The organism is Chryseobacterium sp. T20 (assembly GCF_047345655.1).
GTDB lineage: Bacteria > Bacteroidota > Bacteroidia > Flavobacteriales > Weeksellaceae > Chryseobacterium.
Genome location: NZ_JBLFDU010000006.1, coordinates 44,707 through 70,900, shown reverse-complemented (window position 1 = coordinate 70,900; position 26,194 = coordinate 44,707). Strand labels below are relative to the sequence as shown.

At 36.0% G+C, this 26,194-nt stretch carries 24 protein-coding genes; 4 read left to right on the top strand and 20 right to left on the bottom strand.

The window, feature by feature from the left end:
• Nucleotides 1-3: 3 nt before the first annotated feature.
• From ACMA47_RS14935 to ACMA47_RS14905, 7 genes are all read right to left on the bottom strand, one after another.
• Nucleotides 4-1,470, bottom strand: coding sequence for a DUF5687 family protein (locus ACMA47_RS14935; protein ID WP_413930398.1), 1,467 nt, complete (start codon nucleotides 1,468-1,470; stop codon nucleotides 4-6).
• 76 nt (nucleotides 1,471-1,546) lie between these two features.
• Nucleotides 1,547-3,196: a DNA repair protein RecN gene (locus tag ACMA47_RS14930; RefSeq protein ID WP_413930397.1), complete on the bottom strand. Its 1,650-nt coding sequence runs from the start codon at nucleotides 3,194-3,196 to the stop codon at nucleotides 1,547-1,549.
• A gap of 130 nt (nucleotides 3,197-3,326) precedes the next feature.
• Nucleotides 3,327-4,232 (bottom strand): DUF4835 family protein, encoded by a 906-nt coding sequence (locus ACMA47_RS14925; protein ID WP_413930396.1) that lies wholly within the window; start codon nucleotides 4,230-4,232, stop codon nucleotides 3,327-3,329.
• Between the two features lie 36 nt (nucleotides 4,233-4,268).
• Entirely contained in the window at nucleotides 4,269-5,474 is a 1,206-nt protein-coding gene (coaBC, locus tag ACMA47_RS14920; RefSeq protein WP_413930395.1) for a bifunctional phosphopantothenoylcysteine decarboxylase/phosphopantothenate--cysteine ligase CoaBC, read from the bottom strand.
• Between the two features lie 123 nt (nucleotides 5,475-5,597).
• A complete protein-coding gene (locus tag ACMA47_RS14915) occupies nucleotides 5,598-5,921 on the bottom strand; it encodes a DNA-directed RNA polymerase subunit omega (protein WP_034681463.1) in 324 nt (107 codons plus the stop codon).
• Between the two features lie 42 nt (nucleotides 5,922-5,963).
• Nucleotides 5,964-6,959 carry an outer membrane protein assembly factor BamD gene (locus ACMA47_RS14910; RefSeq protein ID WP_413930394.1) on the bottom strand — a complete coding sequence of 332 codons (996 nt, stop codon included), beginning with the start codon at nucleotides 6,957-6,959 and terminating at the stop codon, nucleotides 5,964-5,966.
• 103 nt (nucleotides 6,960-7,062) lie between these two features.
• Nucleotides 7,063-7,692, bottom strand: coding sequence for a TetR/AcrR family transcriptional regulator (locus ACMA47_RS14905; RefSeq protein WP_034692722.1), 630 nt, complete (start codon nucleotides 7,690-7,692; stop codon nucleotides 7,063-7,065).
• Between the two features lie 96 nt (nucleotides 7,693-7,788).
• On the opposite strand from ACMA47_RS14905, the gene ACMA47_RS14900 reads away from it, so the two are divergent.
• The 4 genes from ACMA47_RS14900 to ACMA47_RS14885 all read left to right on the top strand — a co-directional run bounded on the left by ACMA47_RS14900 (nucleotide 7,789) and on the right by ACMA47_RS14885 (nucleotide 10,462).
• Nucleotides 7,789-8,415 carry a TatD family hydrolase gene (locus ACMA47_RS14900; protein ID WP_413930393.1) on the top strand — a complete coding sequence of 209 codons (627 nt, stop codon included), beginning with the start codon at nucleotides 7,789-7,791 and terminating at the stop codon, nucleotides 8,413-8,415.
• Nucleotides 8,408-9,133 (top strand): ThiF family adenylyltransferase, encoded by a 726-nt coding sequence (locus ACMA47_RS14895; protein WP_413930392.1) that lies wholly within the window; start codon nucleotides 8,408-8,410, stop codon nucleotides 9,131-9,133. Before ACMA47_RS14900 ends, ACMA47_RS14895 begins: the two co-directional genes overlap by 8 nt.
• A 101-nt stretch (nucleotides 9,134-9,234) precedes the next feature.
• The gene (gene rnpA / locus ACMA47_RS14890) at nucleotides 9,235-9,606 is read left to right on the top strand and encodes a ribonuclease P protein component (RefSeq protein WP_034692725.1); all 372 of its coding nucleotides are present in this window, start codon (nucleotides 9,235-9,237) and stop codon (nucleotides 9,604-9,606) included.
• 247 nt (nucleotides 9,607-9,853) lie between these two features.
• Nucleotides 9,854-10,462, top strand: coding sequence for a DUF4126 domain-containing protein (locus ACMA47_RS14885; RefSeq protein ID WP_413930391.1), 609 nt, complete (start codon nucleotides 9,854-9,856; stop codon nucleotides 10,460-10,462).
• A gap of 39 nt (nucleotides 10,463-10,501) precedes the next feature.
• On the opposite strand, the gene ACMA47_RS14880 is transcribed toward ACMA47_RS14885, so the two are convergent.
• From ACMA47_RS14880 to ACMA47_RS14820, 13 genes are all read right to left on the bottom strand, one after another.
• Nucleotides 10,502-12,637 (bottom strand): hypothetical protein, encoded by a 2,136-nt coding sequence (locus ACMA47_RS14880; protein ID WP_413930390.1) that lies wholly within the window; start codon nucleotides 12,635-12,637, stop codon nucleotides 10,502-10,504.
• A 1-nt stretch (nucleotide 12,638) separates the two neighbouring features.
• The gene (locus tag ACMA47_RS14875; RefSeq protein ID WP_051934227.1) at nucleotides 12,639-13,190 is read right to left on the bottom strand and encodes an LptE family protein; all 552 of its coding nucleotides are present in this window, start codon (nucleotides 13,188-13,190) and stop codon (nucleotides 12,639-12,641) included.
• Complete coding sequence (locus tag ACMA47_RS14870; protein WP_413930389.1) at nucleotides 13,180-13,884, bottom strand: hypothetical protein; 705 nt, start codon at nucleotides 13,882-13,884, stop codon at nucleotides 13,180-13,182. Before ACMA47_RS14870 ends, ACMA47_RS14875 begins: the two co-directional genes overlap by 11 nt.
• Before the next feature lie 13 nt (nucleotides 13,885-13,897).
• Entirely contained in the window at nucleotides 13,898-15,187 is a 1,290-nt protein-coding gene (locus tag ACMA47_RS14865) for a sigma-54 interaction domain-containing protein (protein ID WP_413930388.1), read from the bottom strand.
• 36 nt (nucleotides 15,188-15,223) lie between these two features.
• Nucleotides 15,224-16,021, bottom strand: a complete 798-nt coding sequence (locus ACMA47_RS14860) for a tetratricopeptide repeat protein (RefSeq protein ID WP_034692731.1) — start codon at nucleotides 16,019-16,021, stop codon at nucleotides 15,224-15,226.
• Nucleotides 15,993-16,511 (bottom strand): hypothetical protein, encoded by a 519-nt coding sequence (locus tag ACMA47_RS14855; RefSeq protein ID WP_413930387.1) that lies wholly within the window; start codon nucleotides 16,509-16,511, stop codon nucleotides 15,993-15,995. Before ACMA47_RS14855 ends, ACMA47_RS14860 begins: the two co-directional genes overlap by 29 nt.
• 3 nt (nucleotides 16,512-16,514) lie before the next feature.
• Nucleotides 16,515-17,957 (bottom strand): tRNA (N6-isopentenyl adenosine(37)-C2)-methylthiotransferase MiaB, encoded by a 1,443-nt coding sequence (gene miaB / locus ACMA47_RS14850; RefSeq protein ID WP_413930386.1) that lies wholly within the window; start codon nucleotides 17,955-17,957, stop codon nucleotides 16,515-16,517.
• An 85-nt stretch (nucleotides 17,958-18,042) separates the two neighbouring features.
• On the bottom strand, nucleotides 18,043-18,690 hold the full coding sequence (locus tag ACMA47_RS14845; protein WP_413930385.1) for a hypothetical protein: 648 nt from the start codon (nucleotides 18,688-18,690) through the stop codon (nucleotides 18,043-18,045).
• A gap of 302 nt (nucleotides 18,691-18,992) precedes the next feature.
• The gene (locus ACMA47_RS14840) at nucleotides 18,993-19,475 is read right to left on the bottom strand and encodes a hypothetical protein (RefSeq protein ID WP_413930384.1); all 483 of its coding nucleotides are present in this window, start codon (nucleotides 19,473-19,475) and stop codon (nucleotides 18,993-18,995) included.
• A gap of 136 nt (nucleotides 19,476-19,611) precedes the next feature.
• Nucleotides 19,612-21,345: a thiamine pyrophosphate-dependent enzyme gene (locus ACMA47_RS14835; protein ID WP_413930383.1), complete on the bottom strand. Its 1,734-nt coding sequence runs from the start codon at nucleotides 21,343-21,345 to the stop codon at nucleotides 19,612-19,614.
• A 255-nt stretch (nucleotides 21,346-21,600) separates the two neighbouring features.
• Complete coding sequence (lysA, locus tag ACMA47_RS14830) at nucleotides 21,601-22,803, bottom strand: diaminopimelate decarboxylase (protein ID WP_174774481.1); 1,203 nt, start codon at nucleotides 22,801-22,803, stop codon at nucleotides 21,601-21,603.
• Nucleotides 22,804-23,063: 260 nt separating this feature from the next.
• Nucleotides 23,064-24,287 carry a PolC-type DNA polymerase III gene (locus tag ACMA47_RS14825; protein ID WP_413930382.1) on the bottom strand — a complete coding sequence of 408 codons (1,224 nt, stop codon included), beginning with the start codon at nucleotides 24,285-24,287 and terminating at the stop codon, nucleotides 23,064-23,066.
• A gap of 152 nt (nucleotides 24,288-24,439) precedes the next feature.
• Complete coding sequence (locus ACMA47_RS14820) at nucleotides 24,440-25,966, bottom strand: helicase HerA-like domain-containing protein (protein WP_413930381.1); 1,527 nt, start codon at nucleotides 25,964-25,966, stop codon at nucleotides 24,440-24,442.
• Nucleotides 25,967-26,194: the final 228 nt, after the last annotated feature.

Genomic DNA, 26,194 nt, shown 5'->3' with positions numbered 1-26,194 from the left:
GGCTTAATTTATATTTTTAAATGCATCCAACGTGCTGTATTTCTCTCTTTTATATTGTTTTACAATGATATCGAAGATTTTCTCTCTCAGAAAAAAGCCGATAATTCCTATAATAGCAATACTTATCACTCCACCAGTAATTCCCCATAGATATTTTGTCAGGGCAAAGACTCCCATTGGGAGAAGCATTTTAGGAATCAACAGAAGCATTGTCATTAAACTGAAACTTCCTTTTTGTCCCATTCTTTTCTCTTTTGAATTCAGATCGATCTGATTTTTATTGAAAGCTCCTGACCACAGCGTAAATTGAGAGTTAACCCCTATATTATATAATCCTGCCGCGAAGAATGTAACGTAGATCTCCCAGCCAAAGTAGGCATAACAGAGAGCAATGATCACAGAAGCGGCTGTTATAATATTCATCAGCCACCATTTCGCTTTCAGATATTCTTTGTAGGGAACGTTCAGGGTCATCATCAATGGAAAATATGAGCTGTCAAAAGCAGGTACCCGCTGCCCAAACAGAAACTGAAAACCACCTGTTACAAAAAGTCCCATAACCATCATCATTGCAGGAGTTTTGTAGAGTGACGAACTAAACATCAGTAATCCATAGAACAGAAACATAAAGCTTCCAAACAAAATTCCTTTGGTTACTTTATTGCGTCTCAACATTCTGATATCATTATTGATAAATGCTCCAATAACACCGTATTTATTCAGAAAGGCAATATTTTCTGTTTTCCCGACTGTTTTCTTGGCTTCAAGCCCCTGATCCAGATAAAATTCATTGCGAAGATAGCGGAAACATACCCACCAAAGTATTACAAACAATAGAACAGGAATCAGTGCAAAGTAAGGTTTTTCATAAAAGCTGAAGAAAACCGACTCAGAATAAGATAAAACCGGAACAATATTATAATACCCCAGCGCTCCTATACCCAGAAAGCATACTCCTATGATAACTGCCAGCGTTTCTTTCCCATTGAAAAAGATATTGATAAAATTATTCATGTAGAGTAATGAAACCGCTCCTATAAGCCATAATAAGACTCCTGGAATACTATATCCATTGAATAACGCAATGAGTGAAAATGTAATAAAGAATAAGGAACTCAGCCAACTGAATGCTGAAAGAAACGTTTTAGCCAGCATATAATTGACCAATGTATTCTTCCTGATATTCATGGTAAGAAACGGCTTAATATTCTGTGTAGGGATTTCCTGCCAGAGATATTTAAGAACAAGATCAATAATCCAGGCAACGATCATGAATTTTGAAACCACCTTTAAAGGATCCTGATGCATTTCCTCCTGAATGTAGAAAAAGGCAATAAATGCTCCTCCTAAAAGGGATCCAATAAAGTAAAGAATTCCTATAAAACGGAGGATTTTCATGGTCAGATTGATCCCTAAAGATGTACCACGAAAAAAGCTTTTAATTTCAAGCCTAAGGAACTTTAGAAACATATTTTAGTTTTTATACATTAGTAAATATAATGTAAAATATGTTACAAATTTTTAAGAAAAAAGTGGATTTATTTAATTATCCTATAAGCTCTTTTGCCTGTGCCAAGGCTGCTTCCGTAATTTTGCTTCCGGAAAGTAACTGAGCAATTTCGTTCAGTTTTTCCTCACTGCTTAATGGAATAATGGTAGATTGTGTTCTGCCGGAAATATCCTGTTTTACGACTTTATAATTGTCATTTCCTTTGGCTGCAACCTGTGCAAGGTGGGAAATAACGATCAGCTGCATGTCTTCAGACATTTCTCTCATCAGGTTTCCTATTTCTTCAGCGACTTTTCCTGAAACTCCGGTATCAATTTCGTCCAGAATAAGGGTTGGCAGTTCATCACTTTCTGCAATAATCTTCTTTACAGCAAGCATTACTCTTGATCTTTCTCCTCCGGAAATAGCTGTCTGAATCGGTTTTAAAGGAAAGCCGGAATTGGCTTGAAACAACAACTGGATATTTTCTTTTCCAAACTGGTTAAACTCATCAGCATCCTGTAATTCTATATCTACCTTTGCTTTTTCCAGTCCTAATTTCTTGAGAAGACTTTCTGCTTTTTTGATGAAAACAGGAACATTCTTATGTCTGTTCTTTGAAAGTTTTGAAGCAAGGCTTAGAAGTGTTTTCTCTTTTTGAGAGATATTTTCTTCTGTTTCTTCAATCTGTAATTCCAGATCTGAAGCTCCTTTCTGATCTCCAGCCAGCTGATTTCTGATCTCAATCAATTCATTAAGATCTGAAACATTATGTTTAAGGAATAAAGCGTTGATTTTATTGTTAAGATCGGTAAGATATATCAGGTTTTCAGGATTGATTTCTACTCTTTCCGCTTCATGTTCCAACTCAGAGATGATGTCTTTAAGCTCAACAAAAGAGGTTTCCAGCCTTGAATCAAGTTCAGCAAAACTGGTAGAAATTTCGGAAATTTTTGAAAGCTTGTTGGTCGCTTCATTAAAGAATGACAGAATTCCTATTTCCTCCTGATGAAACCTTGACAGAATCTGGCCTACATTTTCAGAGATCATGCCAGCGTTTTCCTGGATAGAAAGCTGGTTTTGAATATCTTCATAATCAACATCGTCAAGCTTCAGCTCTTCCAATTCGTTGAGTAAAAATTCTTTATAATCGCTTTCTTTATTAGATTCCGAAAGTTGGGTTTTCAGTTTTTTCAACAACAATTTCAGCGTTTGAAACTCAGAAAACTCCTGTTGATAATCTTCAATGATTTTTTTATTCTCAGAAAGCCCGTCGATAATTTTAAACTGATATTCTGAGGTAAAAAGATTGGATGTTTCAAATTGGGAATGGATATCAATCAGTTGTGAGGAAAGCTCTCTAAGAATATCCAACGTTACCGGCACATCGTTGATAAATGCACGGGATTTCCCTGAGGGAAGTATTTCTCTTCGGATAATAGTATGAAGTTCGTAGTCCAGATCGTTTTCAATAAAGAATTTCTTAAACTGATTATTGAGAGAAAACTCGGTTTCCACCACACTTTTCTCTTCAGCTTTGGCGATTGATTTTACATCTGCTCTTTCGCCTAAAATAAGTCGAAGAGCACCTAGGATAATAGATTTCCCTGCCCCCGTTTCACCGGTAATAACCTGTAAACCATTTTTCAATGATACTTCAAGGGTATCAATCAGGGCAAAGTTTTTAATGTAAATTCTCGAAAGCATTGATAATCCGGGTTATAATCCAATTTGAGTTTGAACTGTAAAAATAAGTTTTTTTAATGAGTTAAGAAATCGTTTTTTGACGGCTCTCTCCTCAATAATGCTGACTTTATTTAAATTTACTTAGAAGTCCCTAGACTTTCCATTTATTCCACTTATTCTCTATATTCTTCGGTGAAAGGATGATCATTGTCTGTTTAAGATCATTAAGAATCAATCCTCCATTATTTCCGGAATTGAAAATATTGAAAATTTCATCGCTTTTAGTATCCATGAACTGGTTAAAGAAAAACGCCTGCTGGAAATTATTTTCGTACATTTTTAATTGCATCAGGGCATCAAAAATAACTTTTTTCCCTGCAGTCTGATCCTGGTTGAAAAGGTTGTCTAATCCTGCTCTATGATAAGTATAAATGGTAGAACGTAACTGGCTCCAGTTAGGATTCATAATTTCGTTAATCAAAATAGAGCGGCTTCTCGGCTCGTTGATGGTGTTCCAGCCCTCATAGTTTCTGTTTTGGGAATTCTGTGCAATCTGCTGCGCTTTTGCATACCATTGCGATCCTCCCATAGACTGAAAACTATCCGCATCCAGACCTAAAATAACATAAATGTAGAAACTGATTACATCGGTAAGATTCTTCCCGGAAAATTGTCTTTCATTAAAAATAAGACTCTCATTTTCAATATACTCAAAAGCAAATCTCTGATCCTGAAGATTAATTAAAGGAGATTCATAGGTCGTATTATACACAGGTCTTACCGCCTGAATAACAATAGTTCCTTTGAATTTGTTAACATCTCTTTCCGTAATAACAATAGAAAAAGCACATTTTATTTTTTCAAAATTCTGAAGCCTTTTACCTGTCCAGCTGGTATTATTGATAAAGTCCCTGAGACTTTTCTCCAATGCTTTATAGGCCTGCTGGTTACTTCCACCCAGCTGTTGGGCGTTTACCTGTACCGTAGACAGCAGCTCCTGAGAAAAACTTTGGGTATATAGAAAAAACAGAAAAAATAAACTTATAATTTTTTTCATTGTCTATTAAAAATTGAGAACGGAAATTTATTAAAATTATTTTAAAAGTTGAGACTCAACAAAATTGAGAATATCTTTTGCTACATCATCCTTGGATTTCAGATTGAATTCCTTCTTCTCTGTTTTGGTAAATATCTTGATTTTATTGGTATCATTTTTAAAACCGGCTCCTTCATCACGAAGAGAGTTGAGAACAATCATATCCAGATTTTTCTTTTCCAGCTTTCCTTTTGCATTATCTTCTTCATTTTGGGTTTCCAGTGCAAATCCTACCAGAAACTGGTGGGTCTTCTTTTCGCCCATTGTTTTTAGGATGTCCGGATTTTTAACCAATTCAATCGTCAGATTTTCATCATTCTTTTTGATTTTTTCCTTCGCAACTTCTTTCGGAGCATAGTCTGCTACTGCTGCACTGGCAATTCCGATGTCTATGCTGTCGTAAAATTCAAATACTTTGGCCAGCATTTCTTTGGCTGAAGTCACTTTATGAAGTTCAACATTCGGATCATTGATGGTTTGAAAACTCGGTCCTGAAATCAGAATTACTTTGGCTCCTCTTTTTGAAGCTTCTTCTGCAAGAGAGAATCCCATTTTTCCAGATGAATGATTTCCGATGAATCTTACCGGATCTATAGCTTCATAGGTAGGCCCGGCAGTAATTAAAACCGCTTTTCCTTCAAGACTTCGCGAATGGATATTTGAATTAAAATAATGTTCAACAGTATTAAAAATTGTTGCCGGTTCTGCCATTCTTCCCTGTCCGATCAGTCCGCTGGCCAACTCTCCGTTTTCCGCAGGAATAATAATATGTCCAAAGCTTTCTGCCAGCTCCAGATTCTTTTTTGTAGAAGGGTGTGCATACATATCAAGATCCATTGCAGGAGCTATGAATACGGGACATTTTGCAGACATATAGGTGGCAATAACGAGGTTATCACACATTCCGTGAACCATTTTAGACAGTGTATTGGCTGTACATGGAGCAACGATCATAACATCTGCCCACAGAGCCATTTCCACATGACTGTTCCATGTTCCGTTATCACTATAAAAATCCGAATACACGGGTTTTTTAGATAATGTAGACAGACTTAGTTTTGTCACAAAGTTTTCTGCATCAGGAGTCATAATAACCTGTACTTCGGCACCTTTCTTCACAAAGTCTCTGATCAGAAAGTGGATTTTGTAAGCCGCGATTCCTCCAGAGACAGCGATAAGTATCTTTTTACCGGAAACACTCATTTAGTTCTAATTTTTTGAAATACTAAAGTACTTATTTTTTCCCACACAATGAGGCTTTAAAACAACAAAGGTCATAAAAGAAGTGAATTCCTTTATGACCTTGATTTATTAAAATACAGAAGATTACTTTCTTTCTTCTGTTTTTCTGAAATAAACATCTTCGTTTAACCATTCTTCAATAGCAATTGAAGTTGGCTTTGGAAGCTTTTCGTAATGTTTAGAGATCTCAATTTGTTCTCTGTTTTCGAAAACCTCTTCTAATGTAGAATTGTGAACGGCAAATTCATCCAATTTGTTGTGAAGTTCAGTACGGATCTCCGCATTGATCTGCTCTGCTCTCTTTCCCATGATAACAATAGCTTCATAGATTGAACCTACTTTATCTTCAATCTTATCTTTGTCGTAAGTAATTGTATTTACTTCTGCTTTTGTATCTTTTACACTCATTTTGAGAAAATTATTTTTATTTTAAGATGGCAAATTTACGAATTATCTTTGAATTTTGAAAGTCGCCGCAGGAGGAGGTGTCTTAAGTGCTGCACTGTCCCTCTGTAACTGCATTGCTTTCTTTTCATTGCCGATTTGATCTTTGATTTGCTGTTCTGTTTTATCTTTATCTGCCAGTTTTTCAGCTTCTTTTTTCTGTTTCGCAGTTAAAGCCGCAATTCTGGCCTCTGTTTGTTTTTTAACACCTACGAAATTCTGTTTTTCCTTTTCCAGCTTTTCTCTAAGATCGGTTGCCGTTTTAGAATATTCCGTGTTAGGAAGTTCTTTCTCTACCAGCTTTGTATAAGTAAGAGCACTTTCAATACGTTCATCTTTCAGACCATATACAGATTTCATCGCCAGTTCATAACGTGATTTCATAATATAGTCATAAATCTTTGAACGAAGTTTTGTACTTGGGAAATCTTCCAAAACATTTTCAAATGCTACATTGGCTGCTTTATACTCGCCCATTTTGTAGTATTGTCTTCCGTTTTCATAAGCTTTAAATTCTAGCTTATAAGACAATTCATCAATTAACTGGCTGATATTTTTAGATCTTTCAGAATTAGGATAATTGTTCAGGAACTCCTGAAGTTCATTAATGGCCAATTCTGTACTTGACTGATCCAGGTTATAATCCATAGATCCTTCATAGTAGCATAATGCAGACATATAGGCTGCTTCTTCTGCTCTAGGATCTTTAGGAAAACTTACTGCGAAATTTTTAAACTGGTGACCCGCCAGCTTATAACTTTTGTCATAATAGTTGGCATAAGCTGTGTTGAAACCTACGTTAGGAAAATCATCTGTTCCCGCCACAAGATTGGCAAGTCTGTCGTAAAGAGCCAATGCATTTTTCCACTTTTTCTTAGCAAAATTTTCATTAGCTGCCTTTAAGATAAATTCTTTATCAGCACTTCTCATTGCTCTTTCCTGCTGGCTTACACAAGATGTAACCACCGCTACAGCAAAAAGACCTAAAATATATTTTTTCATATATAAAATTCAACAGTTTTCGGATTATACAGCCGATTTACTAATTTGCAAAAATATAACTTTTTTGCCAATAGATTTTTTTTTATGAATATTTAACGTAATTTTAGTCTGCAGCGTATCCCAAAATTGCAAAAACACTTAATAAAAGATTCATTCTCACCTTTTTCTCCGCTTCTTTTGCATAGGTTTCCTCATTTTTGCTCGGAACATAGAGCTCATAGAAATTTTTATTCCTGATCACAAATAACGTGGATCCGATGATCATGGTAAGAATATCTTCAGGTTTGGGAGTAAAAGTAAAAACTCCTGATGCAACCCCTTTCTTAATGACTTCATCCAGTTTTTTCACAAATAACTGATAGAAATCCAGCAGTTCATCTTTCAAGTTCTCTGTATGACGAAGCTCCTGGGTCACGAAACCATGAAAATAATTATACTTGAAAAGCTGAGAAACAATATATTTAATCATTTCCCGCAATTGCATTTCAGGTTTACCTTCTTTGATAGTATCTGCAAATTCTGAAAAATTTTCTCTCGTTTTCAGTACTCTGTACTGATAGAGATAGGACATCATTTTCTCTTTAGAACCGAAGTAATAAGAGATCATGGCGACGTTGATATTTGCTTTAGAACAAATATCTCTTACAGAAGTTCCCTCATATCCTTTCTTGGCGATGAGCTCTTCTGCAATATCCAATATGTGAATCTGTTTTTCTGTAAATTTTTTTTTCATGAAGTGTACTTTGAGTAAAGTTAAGAAATTTTTAACACATTTATAAACGATCGTTTAATAATTTTAAATTAATTCTGAAAATACTTACTTTTGAATATGGATTTTTTTGATTTTCATCATCATAAGAAATATATCACAAACGGAATTTACAATCTGAACATTGAGCAAATTCCGCCTGATTTCCCTTATTCTATTGGAATTCATCCCCAAGATATTGATGTTAATAATCTCGAACAACAGTTTTTATGGATGAAAAGTATGATGTTTCAAAATTGTTTTGCCATTGGTGAATGTGGTTTAGATTCTTTAGTTTCTATAGATCAGAAAATTCAGGAAGACGTTTTTTTAAGACAGATCAGAATCGCCAATGAAGTCAAAAAACCGATGATTATTCATTGTGTAAGAAAATTTTATGAGGTCATTTCTTTTAAAAAGAAAGCCGAACAGCCCATGATCATTCATGGTTTTAATAAAAAACGTCAAATTGCTGAAGACCTTCTTGCCAATAATTTTTACCTGAGTTTTGGAAAAGCTGTTTTGTATAATTTATCTTTGCAGGATATTTTGAAAAACACTCCATTAAACAAATTCTTTTTAGAGACTGACAATGAAGATTTTAACATCGAAGAATTGTATGATAAAGTTTCGGAAATAAAAGGTATTTCTTTGGAACAGCTCAATGAACAAATTTTAGAAAATTTACACTCAATAAAAAATGGATAAGTACTGGTTGGAAAGAACAGAGCTTCTGGTAAAAGAAGAAGGCTTGGAAAAATTGAACAAAGCCACTGTTTTGGTTGTTGGTTTAGGCGGCGTAGGTTCTTTTGCAGCTGAATTTCTTGCAAGAGCCGGAGTTGGCAATATGACGATCGTAGATGGTGATACCGTAGACATTACCAATATCAACAGACAGTTACCTGCTTTACATTCTACCATTGGAAAGCATAAAGTAGAAGTGGTAGCTGAAAGACTTTTAGATATTAACCCTGCTCTTAATCTAACCAAAATCAATGAGTTTCTAAATCCTGAAAGAATGGATGAAGTTCTGGATTCTGCAAAATTTGATTATGTTTTAGACTGTATTGACAGTGTAACGCCAAAACTTTGTCTGATTATTGCTGCCAAAAGAAGAAGGATAAAAATCGTAAGCTCAATGGGTGCCGGTGGAAAAACCGATCCAAGCAAGGTAATGGTAAGAGACATCAGCAAAACCGAACATTGCCACCTCGCAAGACAGGTAAGAAAAAGACTGAAAAAAGTAAAAATTGACAAAGGAGTCCGTTGTGTTTTTGCCAATGACATCCAGGATGAAGAAAGTTTGAAAATGACTGACGGAACCAACTATAAAAGATCTTTTTACGGAACAATAAGTTATATGCCTGCCATTTTCGGGTTGTATACCGCTTCAGAAGTGATTAATCATTTATTAAATCAGGATTAAAATATTGTCTCACGTATTGCACAGATTTTTAAAACGATTTTCATGTCTTAATCTGTGAAATATGTGGGAGAAAAATAAAAAAATATATTTACACTTCGTAAATGACAAATTCCAAATATCCCAGAGCGGAAAAGCTCAAAAAAAACACAGAGATCAGTTTGCTTTTTGAGAAAGGTAAATGGAGAACAAGCGGAAACCTGAGAATCATTATTCTAAAGGATAAACCCAACCTTTCTGTAGAAGCTGCAAGATTTGGAGTTTCCGTTTCTAAAAGATATTTTAAAAGAGCAGTACACAGGAATCGTATCAAAAGGTTACTGAGAGAATGCTATCGTCTGAATAAAGATCTTTTCAGGCAAGCATTTGGAGAAAAAACTATGGCAATGCTTTTTTGGGTTTCTCCTGAGATGCCTCCTAAATTTCAGGATGTGGAGGCTCAGTTTATCAAGCTTTGTGAAGCTCAGAAAAAGTAATCATCTTTTCTGATGAAATAATAAAAATCTGTGAGACATTTTCTTGCAGATTTTTTTATTTCCCAGAGATCGCACAGATTTTCACAGATAAGTATGTATAAAATATTTTTTACTCTACAATAAATCACGAATAGTAAAGCTCAAAACCTCGTACCCGCATCCCGTATCTGGAACTCTAAAATCAACAACGCTCCAAATATCATATAGTTTTTGTAATTTAGGGAAAACATTAAATCTGAAAATTAATATGTTAGATAACGTTCCCTATTTTTCCTATATAATCAGTGCATTTATTGGGATTGGATTGGCAGCTGCTACAGGCTTCCGGGTATTTCTTCCTATGTTTATTGTAAGCCTTGCCTCCTATTTCAACTGGATTCCCATGAATGAGCATTTTGAATGGCTTGCTGGTCTTCCTACACTTATTACGACAGGAATAGCCACTGTTATTGAGATCTTGGCTTATTACATCCCTTTTGTAGATCATTTACTGGATACCGTCTCTATTCCTATGGCCACGGTGGCTGGGTCCATATTATTTGCAAGTCAGTTTGCTGATCTTGGAACTTTTCCGCAATGGGCTTTGGCATTAATTGCCGGTGGAGGTACAGCAGCTACCATCAGCTCTGGATTTGCAGGAATAAGGGCTGCTTCTACTGCGACGACCGGAGGTTTAGGAAATTCTATGGTAGGAACAACAGAAACGGCAGGTGCAGGTATCATGTCTATTCTTGCAATGGCAGCTCCGGTAATAGCAGCCATATTTGCCATCATTACCTTAATTGTTGTTATTGTATTTGGGCGGAAGGCCTGGAAAAAATTAAGGAGCACTAAAAGCAATTCTCAGAAGCTATAAAATAAAAAAGGTACTGTTCTAATCAGTACCTTTTTCTTTTTAATTTTTACTTCTGAAGTCCTTAATATCTTTAATCTTGGATTCAAAATATTCTTTTTTCTCAGGACTCTTTTTGATAAGTATTTCAAACGCTTTTATGGCCTTTGTATATAGTTTCTGTTCAAAATAAAGATTAGCCAATGTCTCTGTCATCAAATGCGAGATATCGTCATTCTTTTCTTTTACAACATAGGTACTTTCTTCTTTTAACTGACTGATTCTAGGATTGTTCTCAATAAAGTTCTCAATAGCCTTTTCTTTGATTTCTGATTTTTCCTTTTCAATCTCTTCTGTTCTGTCAATCTTAAGCCAGCTCTGCCATGTGTTGATAAAACCTGGAACGTTGCTGTCTAGGGATGATTGAGTAGTATTTTTCATAGTAACCTCCTGTACTTTTTCTACAGGTTCTTCTTTCTTTTCCTCCTGCTTTTCTTCAACCTTAAGGGTAGAAATATCAGTTCCAAAGAAGGAAACATTCATGACAGGTACATTTTCTTTTAAAGTCTCAGTATCAGCTTTTTCTTCTTCAACTGATTCAGTGGGTTCAGAATGATCCTCTTCAATTTCTGATGTTTCTAATACTGGAATAACTTCTTCCTGAGTGGTTTCTGCAACCGTTTCGGAAAGTTGTTCCTCTTCAAGGATTACTTCAGGTTCTACAGCTGGCGTTATTTTCTCTGCCGGAGTTTTTATTTCTGGAGCTGATACTTGTTCAGGTTTACTGATTAAAGAATCCGGCATATTGGATTCCACACTCATTGGTTTCCAGGCAGACTGTACTTCAGGAGCTTCTTCTATCTTTTCTTCAGTAACTTCAGGTTTAGTTTCCTCAACCACAGATGTCTGACTCTCAATAGCTTTTTCCTGTACAGATTCTTCTTTTATTTCTTCAGGTTTTTCTTCACTTGTTGACCAGAAATGGAAGTTTTGAGTATCTGAGAAGCTAATTTCATGATCTTCAACTATTTCAGGCTCTATTTCTTCTTCTTGCGGAACAAGCTTAGTTTCCTTCATTTTTTTCTCAACCTCTTCAATCAGGCGTCTCATTTCCTCCTCATGTTTATTGACATTCGGTTGGGAAATTTCAACGGTTTCTGCTATTTCTTCGCTGTTAGCCTGGATTTTAACGTCCGGCATAAATGAATCTGTTCCATGGAAACTTACTTCCGCATCAGATAATTCCACTGAAGGCAATTCTTCATTACCATTTTCTTCTTTTTCACCAGAAATCTGATCTTCATCAATGATGGTTTCCGGTGTAAAGTTTTCTCCGGCTTCCTCTTCTGCTTCAGCTTGTATTTCTTCCTGGTGAGCAGGTTCTTCCTCAGAAACCCATTCAGTTTCATGAGCAGATTCCTCCTTTATAAACTTTTCTGCTACTGCTACCTCACTATTTACTTCCGGTACTAAAGGTGCTACTTCATGAAAACTGGTATTTTCCTCTTCTTCAATTTCTTCTTCCTCTTTTTCTGAAGAAATCTGCTCTCCGTGAATGATAGTTTCTGGTGTAAACTCCTCTCCGTCATTCTCCTCAGCTTCAACTTGTCCGGATTCAACTTTCTCCTGAACCGGTTCTTCAATTATAGGCTCAGTCTTCTGGGTTACCAGAGTCCCAGATTCAAGGGTAGATTCAATATCTATGGTTTCAGAATTTTCTTCATCCAGGAAGTTTTCTTCTCCTTCAAATAAAATTCTGTTTCGTTCACCGTTTACATAAATGTGTTTAACTTCCTGTGCGGTTGGTAAAACACAAGTACTTTTCTCCTCTTCCAAAGGTTTTTCCAAAGAAACTTCCTCTTCTCTCCTGATGGGAAAGGATTGGATCTTTGGAGTAAATTGGGCAGGTTTTTCAATTGTTTTAGAAGGTTTCTTCTCTTCCACAATTTCGGGTTTTACCTCCTGTCTGATCTTTCCGTTGATCAGTTGATATAAAATCTTTTTATCAGTAGTATATGCAGCCGTTATAGAAAGCTCCTTCTGATAATTTTCTTTTTCATACAGATGCACTCCATACAGATGAAGCGCCCTGATATTCTGAATATAAGGAAAAGTGTGAATCTCTTCTTTCAAAAGACCAAGGTCTTCTAACTGAATATTTTTCGGATTTTTTATTAATTCTAAAACTCTCGGATTCATCTTACCAATTCGCTACAATGTCGTTAAATATCTTATTAATAATTCTATCTGTTACCAGTTTTACCTGCTGGTCTTCGATCTGACTTAGGGATACATCACTGTTGAAAGCGGCTTCATCAGAATATGTTCTGTCAAAACTTGCATCCGGGTGGATTTTATTTTCATAATGTACCTTTACTGTAATCGTAAGTTTATTCTGTGCCTGCTGAATCACTCCTCCAGAAGGGTTGGTCTGGGTATTGGAGCTGATGGTGGTAGGGGTAATGGAATAGTCTGTAATTTCTCCTTCAATCAGGATATCCGGATTTTCTTTTGTTCCTTTCAAAGTGGTTCTCTGAAGGAATCTGTTTTGAATCGCTGTAGAAAACTGTTGTGATAATGCAGGGTTTACAAGAGGGGCATTATTGGGAAATTCATTAATCTGAACTGTTTTCTCGTCTGTAAGAGACGATCCCGTAAAGCTGTAGCATGAATTTAAAACTCCCAGCAATGCAAAAAGCATTCCCGTTAACAGTGATTGTTTCAAGCTGATATTGTTAATTTTAAAGTTCATTTTTAGATCCGATTTCAATAATTTCATCATACTCAATTTGTTGAATAGCATCTTCATAAGCAAAATAATTTGCTGTGTATAAGAATGGTAAGGTAAGAAAAATTCCTATCCCGCAAGCAACAATACCAATCTGGGATAAAATACTCACTACCAATGAGAAAAGAAAAATTGACAATAGATTTCCTTTGCTCATTATTTTTGAAATATTCCAGGCTTCTTTTACTTCTTTGATTCCTTTAAGACTGATTAACGGAATGATATAAAAGCCTTTTAGTACAAAGTAATATATAGCTGCTATTATTAAAAATACATAAGGGAACACAAATAGTGCTACCATTGGATTGGGTTCATTACCCTCAGATAATGCACCTGATATACCCAGCACAGCAAATAAAGGAATGTAAAGCAATAAAACGCCACCAAAAACAATTAACTGCAGCATAAAATAAGGCATGAAATCTTTGAAATCAAAAATATCTCCTGGACTTGCCGGCTGATTTCTGTTCAACCTTTGAAGGTATTTGTATAAATTGCCCATTGCAAGCAGTCCGCAGAACGGAATAATAGACATCACAAAGCATACTAAAAATGCTACAAAAATATTCCCGAAATCTTTCTTTAAAAGTTCGAACCCTTTGTTAATGTATTCTCCGAGTTTAAAATTGATCGGCTTAGGTGTTAAATTGACTTTCATTATTTATGTTTTGCTAATCTTCCAGGTTATATTGTTTTATTTTTCTGTATAAAGTTCTTTGTGAAATTCCCAGCTCATCTGCAGCTCTGTTTCTACGTCCTTTATGCTTCTCCAAAGCTTTGATAATCAAATCCTTTTCATTGTTCTGAAGAGAGAGTGATTCTGGTCTGTTTTCTTCAATTTCGATATCTTCAATATCTTCATAGCTGTCCTCAGGTGTCGAAATAATCGTAGGAGTCTGAACGGCCGGAGTATCATTATTATTATCAAAATATAACAAAGATCCGGAATTTACCTGCGGCTGACTTTCAGGCGTATAAATCCTGTTGATCAGGTTTTTCTCATGGTTGCTCAGATCTGCTGTTCCTCTGTTCTTGATCAGTTCCGAAGTTAAGGATTTTAAATCATTAATATCATTCCTCATATCGAATAGAATTTTATACATGATCTCTCTTTCACTTCCGAAATCGCTTTGTTTTGGGGTGCTTTGCGTATTGACAACCATTGGAAGGTGAGTTTCCATAGGGATATACTCAGCAAGCTTCTCAGCAGTAATATTTCTGTTTCTTTCTACAACGGTCATCTGCTCTACTAAGTTTCTTAGCTGGCGGACGTTCCCCGGGAAAGAATAACTTTCAATGTAATGAACAGCACTCTGCTCCAGTTCCAACTCCGGCATTCTGTATTTCTCTGCGAAGTCTATTGCAAATTTTCTGAATAACAAATGGATATCTCCTTTTCTTTCTCTCAAAGGCGGCATATCAATCTGAACAGTATTCAAACGGTAATATAAATCCTCACGGAATCTTCCATCATGGATGGCTTTCATCATATTAACGTTGGTCGCAGCCACAATTCTCACATTGGTTTTCTGTACCTGTGAAGAACCTACTTTCATAAATTCACCACTTTCCAGCACTCTTAAAAGACGAACCTGAGTTTGTAGAGGAAGTTCTCCCACCTCATCCAAAAAGATGGTTCCGCCGTCTGCTACTTCAAAATATCCTTTTCTTGTAGCTGTAGCTCCTGTAAAAGCTCCTTTTTCGTGTCCGAATAATTCAGAGTCTATAGTTCCTTCCGGAATGGCTCCACAGTTTACGACGATATAAGGCTGATGTTTTCTTCTGGATTCTGAATGGATGATTTTCGGAATAAATTCTTTCCCTACCCCACTTTCTCCAATCACCAATACAGAGATATCTGTAGGTGCAACCTGAATAGATTTTTCGAGGGCACGATTGAGTGCAGGAAAGTTTCCGATAATTCCGAAACGGTTTTTTATGTTTTGTAGCTCGTTGCTCATAAGTAAATTTTTGATTATTGACTGAATGTTAATCTTCTACAGCTCTTCAATTTCTTTTCTGTAGACTTTGTTAAAGTGATGAGTGTAGACATCTTTCATAGTCTTCCCTTCATCATACGTTTGTAAGGCTAACATTTTTAAATCCAAATAATCTTTGTTTCTGATCTTAGAAACTTTACTTTTAAAGTATATATTCTCAGCAAAGTCGTACTCTTTGCTTTGTTTTTCAAAATTTTCCAGGGCTCTGTCATATCTTCCCAGCTCGAAATAGGTAACTCCCAGCTGATAATGATCAAACATTCCCTTCACATAACCTCTGGTAGCCAGAAGTCTTTCTATAATCCCTGCTGCTTTTTCTTTCTGTCCTAAAGCACTGTAGGACATAGCCCTTACTACGTCCAGATTATAGTCCCCGTTTTGAGATCTTCCTAAGTCTCCGGGCTCATATTTTTTTAACCATTCTAAATCCTGAATTGCTCCTTTATAGTCTCTTAAAAACTGAAACTTCGTCCAGCCTCTGTAGCCAAGGTGCATTTTGGGGTCTAAAGCAACCGCTTTATCCATTAAAATTTTCCAGGTTACAAAATCTCCGTTTTTAAGATATGGAACGGCTTTTTCCATATAAGCATGTGAGAAATCCGGGCACAATTCAATGGCCTTATCGAAACCTTCCTGAGATTCTGCGAACCCCTGTAAATCTGAAGCCCAGTTGTATAACTCACACGCTTTTTTGCAGTTCTCACCCTCTACTGCATTACAGTTGACCTGTGCAATAGTATTGGTGTAAACGATAAGTAACAAAAAGCTAAGGTAATACCTCTGAAACTTTTCCATTTTCAATTTTATAGGTTAAATACTGATAATAATCTACTTTTAAACCTTTTATCTCTTTCGGCATCCAGCCATTGAGTGATTTTGTAAACTGCAGCAGTTTATTTTCTAATTCTTCATCCAGTACAGAATCTTTCAGATCCGGGCACAAATGCTGTAATCTGAAGAGGCCTGTCTTTCCTTCACAATTTACTAAAAATCTCACGGTAATATAGCCGTTGATCTTTTTTTCAGAATATATATTTTCTTTTTTAAGTTTTTCAGTGATCGTAATCTTTTCACCCTTATAGCTAAATTCCTTTGAACCCTGATAATACTGAAAACTGAAATGTCCCCATTTTTCTGAGCCACACTTCTTAAAATCAGCATTATCCAATTTCGCATCAAATTTGATATCTCCTACGGTTGCAGGATATTTTTTTACATTTTTTTCTGTCTGGCTAAATACCATAGCAAACGAAAGCATTGCAAAAAGATAAACTGCTTTGATCACTGCTTAATTCTGATCTACTGTTCTCCCTAAAAGTGTGCCCTGTGTGTTATCATGAACAAAAACGTTCACAATGTCACCTATTTTCTGCCCTTCCAATTTATCGAAAACACATACAGCATTCTGAGAGTTTCTTCCTTTCCATTGGTTTTTGTTCTTCTTGGAAATTCCTTCAATCAGAACCTCATGTACTCTGCCTACATAAGATTTCATTCTTTGGTTTGAAAGCTCACCCTGAAGCGCAATAACCTCAGCAAGACGTCTCTGTTTCACATCAGCCGGAATATTATCTTCCATTTTCTTGTGAGCCGGTGTTCCCGGTCTTTCTGAGTAGGCAAACATATAGCCATAGTCATATTCTACTTCTCTCATCAGACTTAAGGTATCCTGGTGATCTTCTTCAGATTCATTACAGAATCCAACGATCATATCCTGAGAGAATGCTACTTCCGGAACAATTTCCTTCGCTTTTCTAATCAAATCAAGGTATTCTTCACGGGTATGCTGTCTGTTCATCGCTTCAAGCATATTATTGCTTCCACTTTGTACAGGAAGGTGAACATATTTACAGATGTTGTGATGCTTTGCCATCATTTTGAATACATCCAGACTCATATCCTGAGGATTTGAAGTAGAGAATCTGATTCTCAGTTCAGGAACAGCTTTAGCCACTAAATCAAGAAGCTGAGCAAAATTAACGGCCGTTGCTTTCTGCATTTCAGAAGCTTTAGCAAAGTCTTTTTTAGGACCTCCTCCATACCAAAGGTAAGAGTCTACGTTTTGCCCTAAAAGGGTAATTTCTTTATATCCGTTATTGGCAAGGTCTTTACATTCTTCAATAATAGAGTGTGGATCTCGACTTCTTTCTCTTCCTCTTGTAAAAGGAACTACACAGAATGTACACATGTTATCACAACCTCTGGTAATGGTAACAAATGCGGTAACTCCGTTTCCTCCTAAACGAACAGGATTGATATCTGCATAAGTTTCTTCTTTGGAAAGAATAACGTTAATCGCATCTCTTCCATCATCGGTTTCTTTTAAAAGATTCGGTAAATCTCTATAGGCATCCGGGCCAACAACAAGGTCAACCAGTTGTTCTTCTTCTAAGAACTTGGTTTTCAATCTTTCTGCCATACATCCCAGAACTCCTACCGTCATATTCGGTCTTTCTTTTTTCAGATTTTTGAACTGAGAAAGACGCATTCTTACGGTCTGTTCTGCTTTTTCACGGATGGAACATGTATTTAAAAGAATCAGGTCTGCTTCTTCAACTTTCATTGTTGTATTATAGCCCTGCTCATTAAGAATGGATGCAACAATTTCAGAGTCAGAGAAATTCATCTGACAACCATAGCTTTCTAAAAACAGTTTTTTAGAGTTCTCCGGTCTTTCTGCAATAGCAAAAGCTTCGCCCTGTTTTGTTTCGTCTATATATTTTTCCTGCACGATAATCGATTTAAGGTCCGCAATTTTAAATTACGAACAAATAAGTTTGCAAAGATACAAAATATTGTGACAGAATGTCAGGAGATTATCTGTATCTGTTATTATAAAAATTTGAATTGATTATGTTGCTCTTATCTTCTATCTCTGTCCTAAAATCAAATTCTTGAAAAACGGGCTGTTTAATTCTAGCTCTAATTGGAATATTATTAAATGTAGCAGGATTCCATTTCCCTTTTATTTTAGATAGACTATTGATTATACTTTTCTTATCAAAGTCAGAAAAATCACCTTCTATCACGAAATTCTCCATTTCCCCCTTTTCATTAACAATAAATGTTAATACAGTTCTTTTATCCTCATTCTTCACTATGTATCTTTCAAAAATGGATTTAATCTCAAATCCAAAAGCTTCTATTCCTTTTTTAAAGGTTGGATTCTTCCGTTTATTTTTACTTGGATCATCATTGGAATTAACTAAATAAAAAGGATTTATTTCAATTTTGGTAATTGCTCCAATAAATTTCCCGTTCACTTTTGCCGGCATCCATCTTTTGAGATGGGGAATAATTTTACGACTGAAATCAAATGCACATTTATTTTTTTGAATATCTACAGTATCAAAATCTTTAACATAATTGATGGTTGAATTTTCATACACAAGAATCTGTACATTATACCGCTCTTCGCTTTTTTCACAAGGCAACAACTTTTGTTCTTTAACAACCTTTACCATCTCCTTCGTTAATTAATTTAGCCCACCAACATAAAAATCTTGGCCATAAGGATATTTATCCAAAACTTCATTTTGAGCAAAAATTAATTTTGTTGTAAAGAAAGTGACGAGCAACAAAAATTTCTTAATCATGATTATAGGTATTTTTAACAGAACTGATTTTCACTTATTGTTTTAGAATCAACTGAAACTCCTTTTTTTTGACAATGGCTTCCATTTGATTTTTATTTTTTCCAGAGCTTATTTTATCCCTTTAATAAATATCTCCCTGCGTTTAAATTTTGAAAAGAAAACCTTTGCATCTAATCGATATCCACAGACATTGAAGAGAAGTTCATTTTAACTTTAATCTGTGAAGCTACAGGCTGCCCGCCACAAGAGGCAGGAGTCCAGTTTTTCTTGATTCTTCTTACTACATATTGCATATCGTCAAAAAAAACTTCACTGTTTTGTACTTTGGGCATTCCTTTCACATCTACTACTTTTCCTTTAGCATCAAGCACTAAGGTAAATGTAAAATCTCCAGTCAAAGCATAGAAATCAGAATTCAGGTATGCATACATATATTTGTTGAGGATTTCTTTATAGGCTACAACACCTCCTTCATAGGCTGCAGGTTTAAAATCATTACATTTTACAGCCACCTGCATAAAAGGTTCTTTGATGTCTATTTTCAGAATATTTTTATTGCTCTCCCTGATGAAAGAATCATCACGGTCTTCCTGATCCTGTGCAAATGAAAAATTCACAGCACACAAAGCCAAAAATAAAAGTACCGTTCTCATAATTTTGTTTACTAATAATAAACAAAGGTAAATATTTAGCTTATTTATAAAAAACAAAACTTCACGCAAAGCATGAAGTTTCAGAATTTAAATATTGTGAATTCAAAGCAAGTTTTAAATTCATTGCTTTTTAATCTTATAGCAGACCTTTAATATGTTTATAATTGCTTTTTACGGTTTCAAAAACCTCATCCATTTTACCACCCAGCATCAGCTGAGCCATAGATTTCGTCATTCCCATAATCTGGTCAAATTCAATCTTAGGAGGAAGCGCCAGCGCATTAGGATTGGTGAAAATATTTAGAAGATAAGGTCCATCATGATTCAGACATTCTTTGATAGCACTTTCTACATCTACAGGAAGATGCACATTTTTTCCGGGATAGCCCATAGCGTGTGCAACCATTGCAAAATCAGGGTTAATCATATCTGTTTCATTATCCGGCATTCCGCCAACTTCCATTTCCAGCTTTACCATTCCCAACGTTCTATTGTTGAATACAATCAGTTTTATCGGTAATTTATACTGAAAAATAGTAGCCATATCTCCTAACAGCATAGACAATCCTCCGTCTCCACACATGGCAATCACCTGTTTGCCAGGATGTGCTAAAGCTGCCCCGATAGCCATTGGCATTGCGTTCGCCATTGATCCATGATTAAACGAACCCAGCATTTTCCTTTCGCCCGTTCCTGTAATAAATCTTGCTCCCCAAACACAGCACATTCCGGTATCAACCGTAAAAATAGCGTCATGCTTAGCAAGTTTGTCTAAAGTGTGGGCCACATATTCCGGCTGAATAGCATTCTCTTTTCCAGAATCTTTCACATACTCCAACTGGTTTTCTTTCACTTTATCGTAAAATGCCAGCTGCTCGTTCAGGAAATGAACATCCGTTTTTTCGTCAAGTAAGGGCAATAATGCTTTAATGGTTTCTTTGACATCTCCAGCAAGTCCTAACTCCAGTTTTGCTCTTCTTCCTAATCTTTCAGGACTTTCATCAATCTGGACGATTTTATTTTTTACAGGCATGAATTTCTGATAAGGAAAATCCGTCCCCAGAAGAATCACAAGATCGGCTTCGTGCATGGCGTGATACGCTGAAGGAAATCCTAGCAGACCTGTAAGTCCCACTTCATTTGGGTTATTGGGCTGGATAGCCATTTTTCCCCTAAATGAATATCCTACGGGCGCTTTTAACAGATTAGACAAAGCAATCACTTCATCACGGGCTTCAGCCGCACCTATTCCACAGTATAAGGTTACTTTTTTGCTTTTATTTATAAGCCCTGATAAGCTTTTCAGTTCATCATCGGATGGTCTTATCACAGGATTGGTTTTAAAGATCTGAGTGGAAGTAGAGCCTTCTTCAGCATCCAGTTCAGAAACATCTCCCGGAAGACCTATCACCGCAACTCCTTTTTTGGAAATTGCATGTTGAATAGCAGTCTGTACAGTTCTCTGTACCTGCTCTGGCCGGGTAATCATCTGGTTATAATAGCTGCAGTCATCAAACAGTTTTATCGTATTGGTTTCCTGAAAGTAGTCCATTCCCATTTCGTCGCTGGGAATCGTAGAAGCAATAATCAGCATTGGAACATGCGAGCGATGAGCTTCATAAACTCCATTGATCAGATGAACGTGCCCAGGACCGCAGCTTCCGGCACATACAGCGAACCCATCAAGCTCAGCCTCTGCAGCGGCAGCATAAGCTCCTACTTCTTCGTGTCTTACATGAATCCATTGGATACTGCTTTTTTTGACCGCAATATTCAGATGATTAAGACTGTCGCCGGTTACTGCATAAATTCTTTTCACATTGGCATTTTCGAGCATTTCAACAATCTGCTCTGCGATGTTTTTTGCCATAATTACTATGTTTTGGTGGTTGTTTTTTGGTGAAAATAGTACTTGAGAAAGAGAAAAATCTTCCTATCACTATCAAATTTAGCTAATAAAGTTGAGACTCCGTCCCTAATTCAATGTTAAAAACTTGTAATTTAATTTTGAATTCTTTTTCCATTTTAAACCTCATAGGTTTTGAAAACCTGTGAGGTTTAGTTTCCCAGTAAAACAAAACAGCCGCCCAAAAAAGGCAGCTGTTTATATGATATGTTTCGGATTTTACATCACTACTTCTATCTGATTTCTCAACAAATCTTCAAACTCATCTCTTTTACGGATCAAATGAGCTTTTCCATCTAAGAACAGAACTTCAGCAGGCTTTAATCTTGAGTTGAAGTTTGAACTCATTTCAAAACCATATGCTCCTGCATTGTGGAAAGCAAGAATATCACCTTCTCTTACTTCATTCAGCTTTCTGTCCCATGCGAATGTATCCGTTTCACAGATATTTCCTACTACCGTATAAATTCTTTCTGCTCCTTTCGGATTAGACAGGTTCTCAATCATATGGTAAGAATCATAGAACATTGGTCGGATCAGGTGATTAAATCCAGAATTCACCCCAACGAAAACAGTAGCCGTTGTCTGTTTGATTACATTAGCTTTCACCAATAAATATCCACTTTTCCCAACTAAAAATTTACCAGGCTCAAACCATAATTCGAATTTCTTCCCTGTAGATTTTGAAAACTCAGAAATTACTTTCTCTACTTTTTTACCTAATGTTCTTACATCAGTTTCTTCTTCACTGTCCTGGTAAGGGATTTTGAAACCACTTCCCATATCCAGATATTTCAGGTTCGGGAAATGCTCAGAAAGTTCCAGCATGATCTCCAACGCCTGAAGGAATACATCAGGATCTTTAATTTCACTTCCTGTATGCATGTGAAGTCCTTCAACATTCAGGTTGGTACTTTTCATCACTCTTTCGATGTGACGAACCTGATGAATGGAAATACCGAATTTACTGTCGATATGCCCTGTTGAGATTTTATAGTTCCCACCAGCAAAAATATGCGGATTGATTCTTACTAAAATAGGATAGGTGTTTCCGTATTTATTCCCGAATTGCTCAAGAATAGAAATGTTATCAATGTTAATATGAACTCCGAAAGTCATTGCTTCCTCTATTTCAGCCAGGTCAACACAGTTGGGAGTAAATAAGATCTTTTCTTTCGAAAATCCTGCTTTTAATCCCAGTTTAACTTCGTTAATAGATACACAATCCAAAGATGCCCCCAGGTTCTTGACATACTTAAGAATATTGATATTTGTCAAAGCCTTTGCAGCGTAGAAGAACTTCGTATGTTTTAAAAATGAAGAGGTAAGTTTTTCGTATTGAACTTTGATGGACTCCGCATCATAAACATACACTGGTGTGCCAAACTCATTGGCAATCTTTAATAATTCTTTTGAATTCATAATTTCATTTTAACATAAAAAAAGGCAGATTCTTCAGAAAAGAGCCTGCCACATTGATTATTTTTTATGCAAGACAACTCTTTTAAATATTCCAAACCTTAGAGAACTTTACAGCTCCCTTTTTTCCAGTTTTATTTTGTTTAAAATTTTGCATTGCTTGTATTTATTTTTTGCAAAAATACTATTTATTTTTTACTTTTTAAAAATTGATTTTACAAGTATTGTCTTCAGAAGACAACTTGTAACGTATAGACACTCTATTACTTCGGTAACGGTAATGTCTCAAAATCCCCACGAAGCAGCGCCAACTGCAATTCGTTATTCAGATCTGTGGAAGATAGCGGAAGATCAATTTTCAACTTAGCCAGCTTACTCAGTGTCTGAATCTGCGTAAACAGTTCATAGAATCCAAAAGAAACCACTTTCCCGTTTTCTATGATTAAAAATAACTTTTCTCCTAATTTTCTTCCAGGCCCCAGCCAAAGTTCATTTCTTTTCCTGAATTCAATTTTCTGTTTCAATACAGAAAAATCTTTAAATTCTTCCTGAGATCCAATAAACTGAACAGCTTTTGTTCCCTGGGTAAATGATCTGAATTTCAAGACCGGTTTCTCAGTTTTATTGAGTTTATTTTTCTCAACCACATATTTATTATTCCTGAAATATAATCCGAAAGGTAAAACTTCTTTCTTTTTAATATTCTTGGAATTCAGGATCAGTTTAGCAATAATATCTGTTCCGGTAAGTTCAAAATTAATCTGTTCAACATCTTTCTGAATCTGTTCCCATTTTTTTGATTTGGAATTGAAAACCTTTTTGGAAAATTTGTTGATATCCTGAACATAATCAGAGAACATGATACGTCCGCCTTCATCCTGAAAATAGACAAAACCTTTATCATTAGGAAGATCCTGGGTCAATTCTTTAATCTTATTAATATACGTTTTGGCGTTAGACTCATCGTGTTGCTTCTGAATAATCTCATTTTCGGTATCTTTTGAAATCAGAAGTTTGAAAAGCTCTAATGTGGCTCTTGCATCACCTTCTGCTCTGTGATGATTCGTCAAAGGAATACCCAATGATTTCACCAATTTTCCCAACGAATAACTTACCTCATCAGGAATCAGCTTTTTCGCTAAAGGAATTGTATCTAAAGTATTGATTTTAAAATCATAACCAAGCCTTTTGAATGACTGACGAAGCATTCTGTAATCAAAATCTATATTATGACCTACCAAAGTTGTATTTTGAGTAATTTCTATCACTCTTTTGGCAATTTCATGAAATTTCGGAGCAGTTTTGACCATTTTCGGGGTAATACTGGTCAGCTTTTGTACAAAAGGGGTAATATCACCCTCAGGGTTTACCAGAGATATAAACTGGTCTATAATTTTCTGACCGTCATATCTGTAAATGGCGATATCTATAATGCATTCATTTCTATAACCTGCACCATTACTTTCTATATCTATAATTGAATACATGAATGTGTGTTAACTGCTGTTTTTCTAGTTTAATATTCAAAACCGACCCTTTATTCCCCAATAAAATACGGTCTTATTTTTCTTTGTTAAGTAAAGATAACCTGCTAAAATAACAAAAAATATATCAAAATACAGCAGGTTGTCTTTCAAAATTATCTTCTTCTGCCTCCCAGACCGAACATTCCGAGAATAGCTTTTGCTCCTTCTCTCATTAATGTAGAGGTAAAAGTACGGCCAGCTTTACTCTGCAATACCTGTTCAAACATTCCGGGCTCTTCTTTTACCGGTCTTGTCTTTTGGGTAGGTGACGGATTTTGTGCCGCCTGTTCCATTCTGTTAGTAAGCATTTCGTAAGCAGATTCTCTGTCAATTGCCTGCTCATATTTCGCCACAAGTGCTGATCTTGAAGTCAGATCAGAAATTTCCGCATCATTCAGAACATCCATTCTTGATTCCGGAGAGATCAGATAAGTATGTACCAATGGGGTTGGAATTCCTTTTTCATCAAGAGCCGTCACAAATGCTTCTCCAATTCCCAGATTCTGAATCAGGCTGGAAGCATTGTAATATTCTGTGGTAGGATAATTTTCAACGGCTTTGGTAATTTCTTTTTTATCTTTTGCCGTAAATCCTCTTAGGGCATGCTGTATTTTCAATCCTAACTGGGAAAGGACATTTTCAGGGACATCACCAGGAATCTGGGTAATAAAATAGATCCCCACTCCTTTGGAACGGATCAGTTTTACCATTGTTTCGATTTGTGAAAGAAGCGCTTTGGAAGCTTCATCAAAAATTAGGTGAGCTTCATCAATGAATAATACCAATTTCGGCTTTCCGCTATCTCCTTCTTCTGGAAACGTCATATAAATTTCTGCAAAAAGCGAAAGCATAAACGTGGAGAAAAGCTGTGGCTTGTTCTGGATATCTGCTACTCTTAAGATATTAACCACTCCTTTTCCGTCTCTTGTTTCCAGCAAGTCATGAACATCAAAGCTTAGCTCACCAAAGAATCCTGCCGCTCCTTGTTGTTCCAAAGCTACAATAGATCTTAAAATAGCTCCCAAAGATGCTGGTGCAATAGATCCATAATTGGCTGCAAGCTCAGCTTTTCCCTGTGCATTATCCGTCACATACTGCAGCACTTTCTTCAAGTCATTAAGATCAATCAATGGAAGTCCTTTATCATCACAATATTTGAAGACAATAGACATGATACTTTGCTGGGTATCATTCAATTCAAGGATTTTACTTAATAAAACAGGCCCGAATTCTGTAACCGTAGCCCTCAGTTTTACTCCTTTTCCTCCGGAAATACTCATGAGTTCTACAGGAAAACCTTGTGGATTATAAGGAAGCTGTGTTTTGGCATATCTTTCTTCAATAATAGAATTCATCTGGCCTGCTTCTGCAATTCCGGAGAAATCTCCTTTAATATCCAGAACCAAAGACGGAATTCCTGCGTGAGAAAGCTGTTCTGCAAACACCTGTAATGTTTTTGTCTTACCGGTTCCGGTAGCTCCGGCAATAAGACCGTGACGGTTTATGGTTTTCAGAGGAATACTTACATTCACTTCTGTGACTACTTCTCCGTCCAACATCCCTTTTCCTAATATTATATGCTCTCCTTTCGGAGTATATCTAGCGTTAAGTTCTTCAATAAATTGTGTTTTGTCTGCCATTTGATTGCTTTTTTAAACTTATAAATATAAAATTTTTTGTAAAATATGTAAAGATATTTTCTGAAGAACTTCTCTCTATTCCTTTCGAAAATAAATTTGCTCTTTGATAATCAAATCTTAAACCATGATTATTTTTTTTCATATCAGGAAGTATATAAAACCTAAACATGATATAAAACAGCATTCGCCAATTGACATTATGTAAGGCATTCTTTTTGCTGAAAAAAC

What these genes read in the sequence shown, in the direction of transcription:
- ACMA47_RS14820 (WP_413930381.1), bottom strand. Translation starts at nt 25,966, where the DNA reads ATGGCAGACAAAACACAATTTATTGAAGAACTTAACGCTAGATATACT.
- ACMA47_RS14895 (WP_413930392.1), top strand. Translation starts at nt 8,408, where the DNA reads ATGGATAAGTACTGGTTGGAAAGAACAGAGCTTCTGGTAAAAGAAGAA.
- ACMA47_RS14865 (WP_413930388.1), bottom strand. Translation starts at nt 15,187, where the DNA reads ATGAGCAACGAGCTACAAAACATAAAAAACCGTTTCGGAATTATCGGA.
- ACMA47_RS14835 (WP_413930383.1), bottom strand. Translation starts at nt 21,345, where the DNA reads ATGGCAAAAAACATCGCAGAGCAGATTGTTGAAATGCTCGAAAATGCC.
- ACMA47_RS14900 (WP_413930393.1), top strand. Translation starts at nt 7,789, where the DNA reads ATGGATTTTTTTGATTTTCATCATCATAAGAAATATATCACAAACGGA.
- ACMA47_RS14845 (WP_413930385.1), bottom strand. Translation starts at nt 18,690, where the DNA reads ATGGTAAAGGTTGTTAAAGAACAAAAGTTGTTGCCTTGTGAAAAAAGC.
- ACMA47_RS14915 (WP_034681463.1), bottom strand. Translation starts at nt 5,921, where the DNA reads ATGAGTGTAAAAGATACAAAAGCAGAAGTAAATACAATTACTTACGAC.
- ACMA47_RS14880 (WP_413930390.1), bottom strand. Translation starts at nt 12,637, where the DNA reads ATGAATCCGAGAGTTTTAGAATTAATAAAAAATCCGAAAAATATTCAG.
- ACMA47_RS14875 (WP_051934227.1), bottom strand. Translation starts at nt 13,190, where the DNA reads ATGAACTTTAAAATTAACAATATCAGCTTGAAACAATCACTGTTAACG.
- ACMA47_RS14885 (WP_413930391.1), top strand. Translation starts at nt 9,854, where the DNA reads ATGTTAGATAACGTTCCCTATTTTTCCTATATAATCAGTGCATTTATT.
- ACMA47_RS14870 (WP_413930389.1), bottom strand. Translation starts at nt 13,884, where the DNA reads ATGAAAGTCAATTTAACACCTAAGCCGATCAATTTTAAACTCGGAGAA.
- rnpA (WP_034692725.1), top strand. Translation starts at nt 9,235, where the DNA reads ATGACAAATTCCAAATATCCCAGAGCGGAAAAGCTCAAAAAAAACACA.
- ACMA47_RS14860 (WP_034692731.1), bottom strand. Translation starts at nt 16,021, where the DNA reads ATGGAAAAGTTTCAGAGGTATTACCTTAGCTTTTTGTTACTTATCGTT.
- ACMA47_RS14935 (WP_413930398.1), bottom strand. Translation starts at nt 1,470, where the DNA reads ATGTTTCTAAAGTTCCTTAGGCTTGAAATTAAAAGCTTTTTTCGTGGT.
- ACMA47_RS14825 (WP_413930382.1), bottom strand. Translation starts at nt 24,287, where the DNA reads ATGTATTCAATTATAGATATAGAAAGTAATGGTGCAGGTTATAGAAAT.
- coaBC (WP_413930395.1), bottom strand. Translation starts at nt 5,474, where the DNA reads ATGAGTGTTTCCGGTAAAAAGATACTTATCGCTGTCTCTGGAGGAATC.
- lysA (WP_174774481.1), bottom strand. Translation starts at nt 22,803, where the DNA reads ATGAATTCAAAAGAATTATTAAAGATTGCCAATGAGTTTGGCACACCA.
- ACMA47_RS14930 (WP_413930397.1), bottom strand. Translation starts at nt 3,196, where the DNA reads ATGCTTTCGAGAATTTACATTAAAAACTTTGCCCTGATTGATACCCTT.
- ACMA47_RS14840 (WP_413930384.1), bottom strand. Translation starts at nt 19,475, where the DNA reads ATGAGAACGGTACTTTTATTTTTGGCTTTGTGTGCTGTGAATTTTTCA.
- ACMA47_RS14925 (WP_413930396.1), bottom strand. Translation starts at nt 4,232, where the DNA reads ATGAAAAAAATTATAAGTTTATTTTTTCTGTTTTTTCTATATACCCAA.
- ACMA47_RS14905 (WP_034692722.1), bottom strand. Translation starts at nt 7,692, where the DNA reads ATGAAAAAAAAATTTACAGAAAAACAGATTCACATATTGGATATTGCA.
- ACMA47_RS14910 (WP_413930394.1), bottom strand. Translation starts at nt 6,959, where the DNA reads ATGAAAAAATATATTTTAGGTCTTTTTGCTGTAGCGGTGGTTACATCT.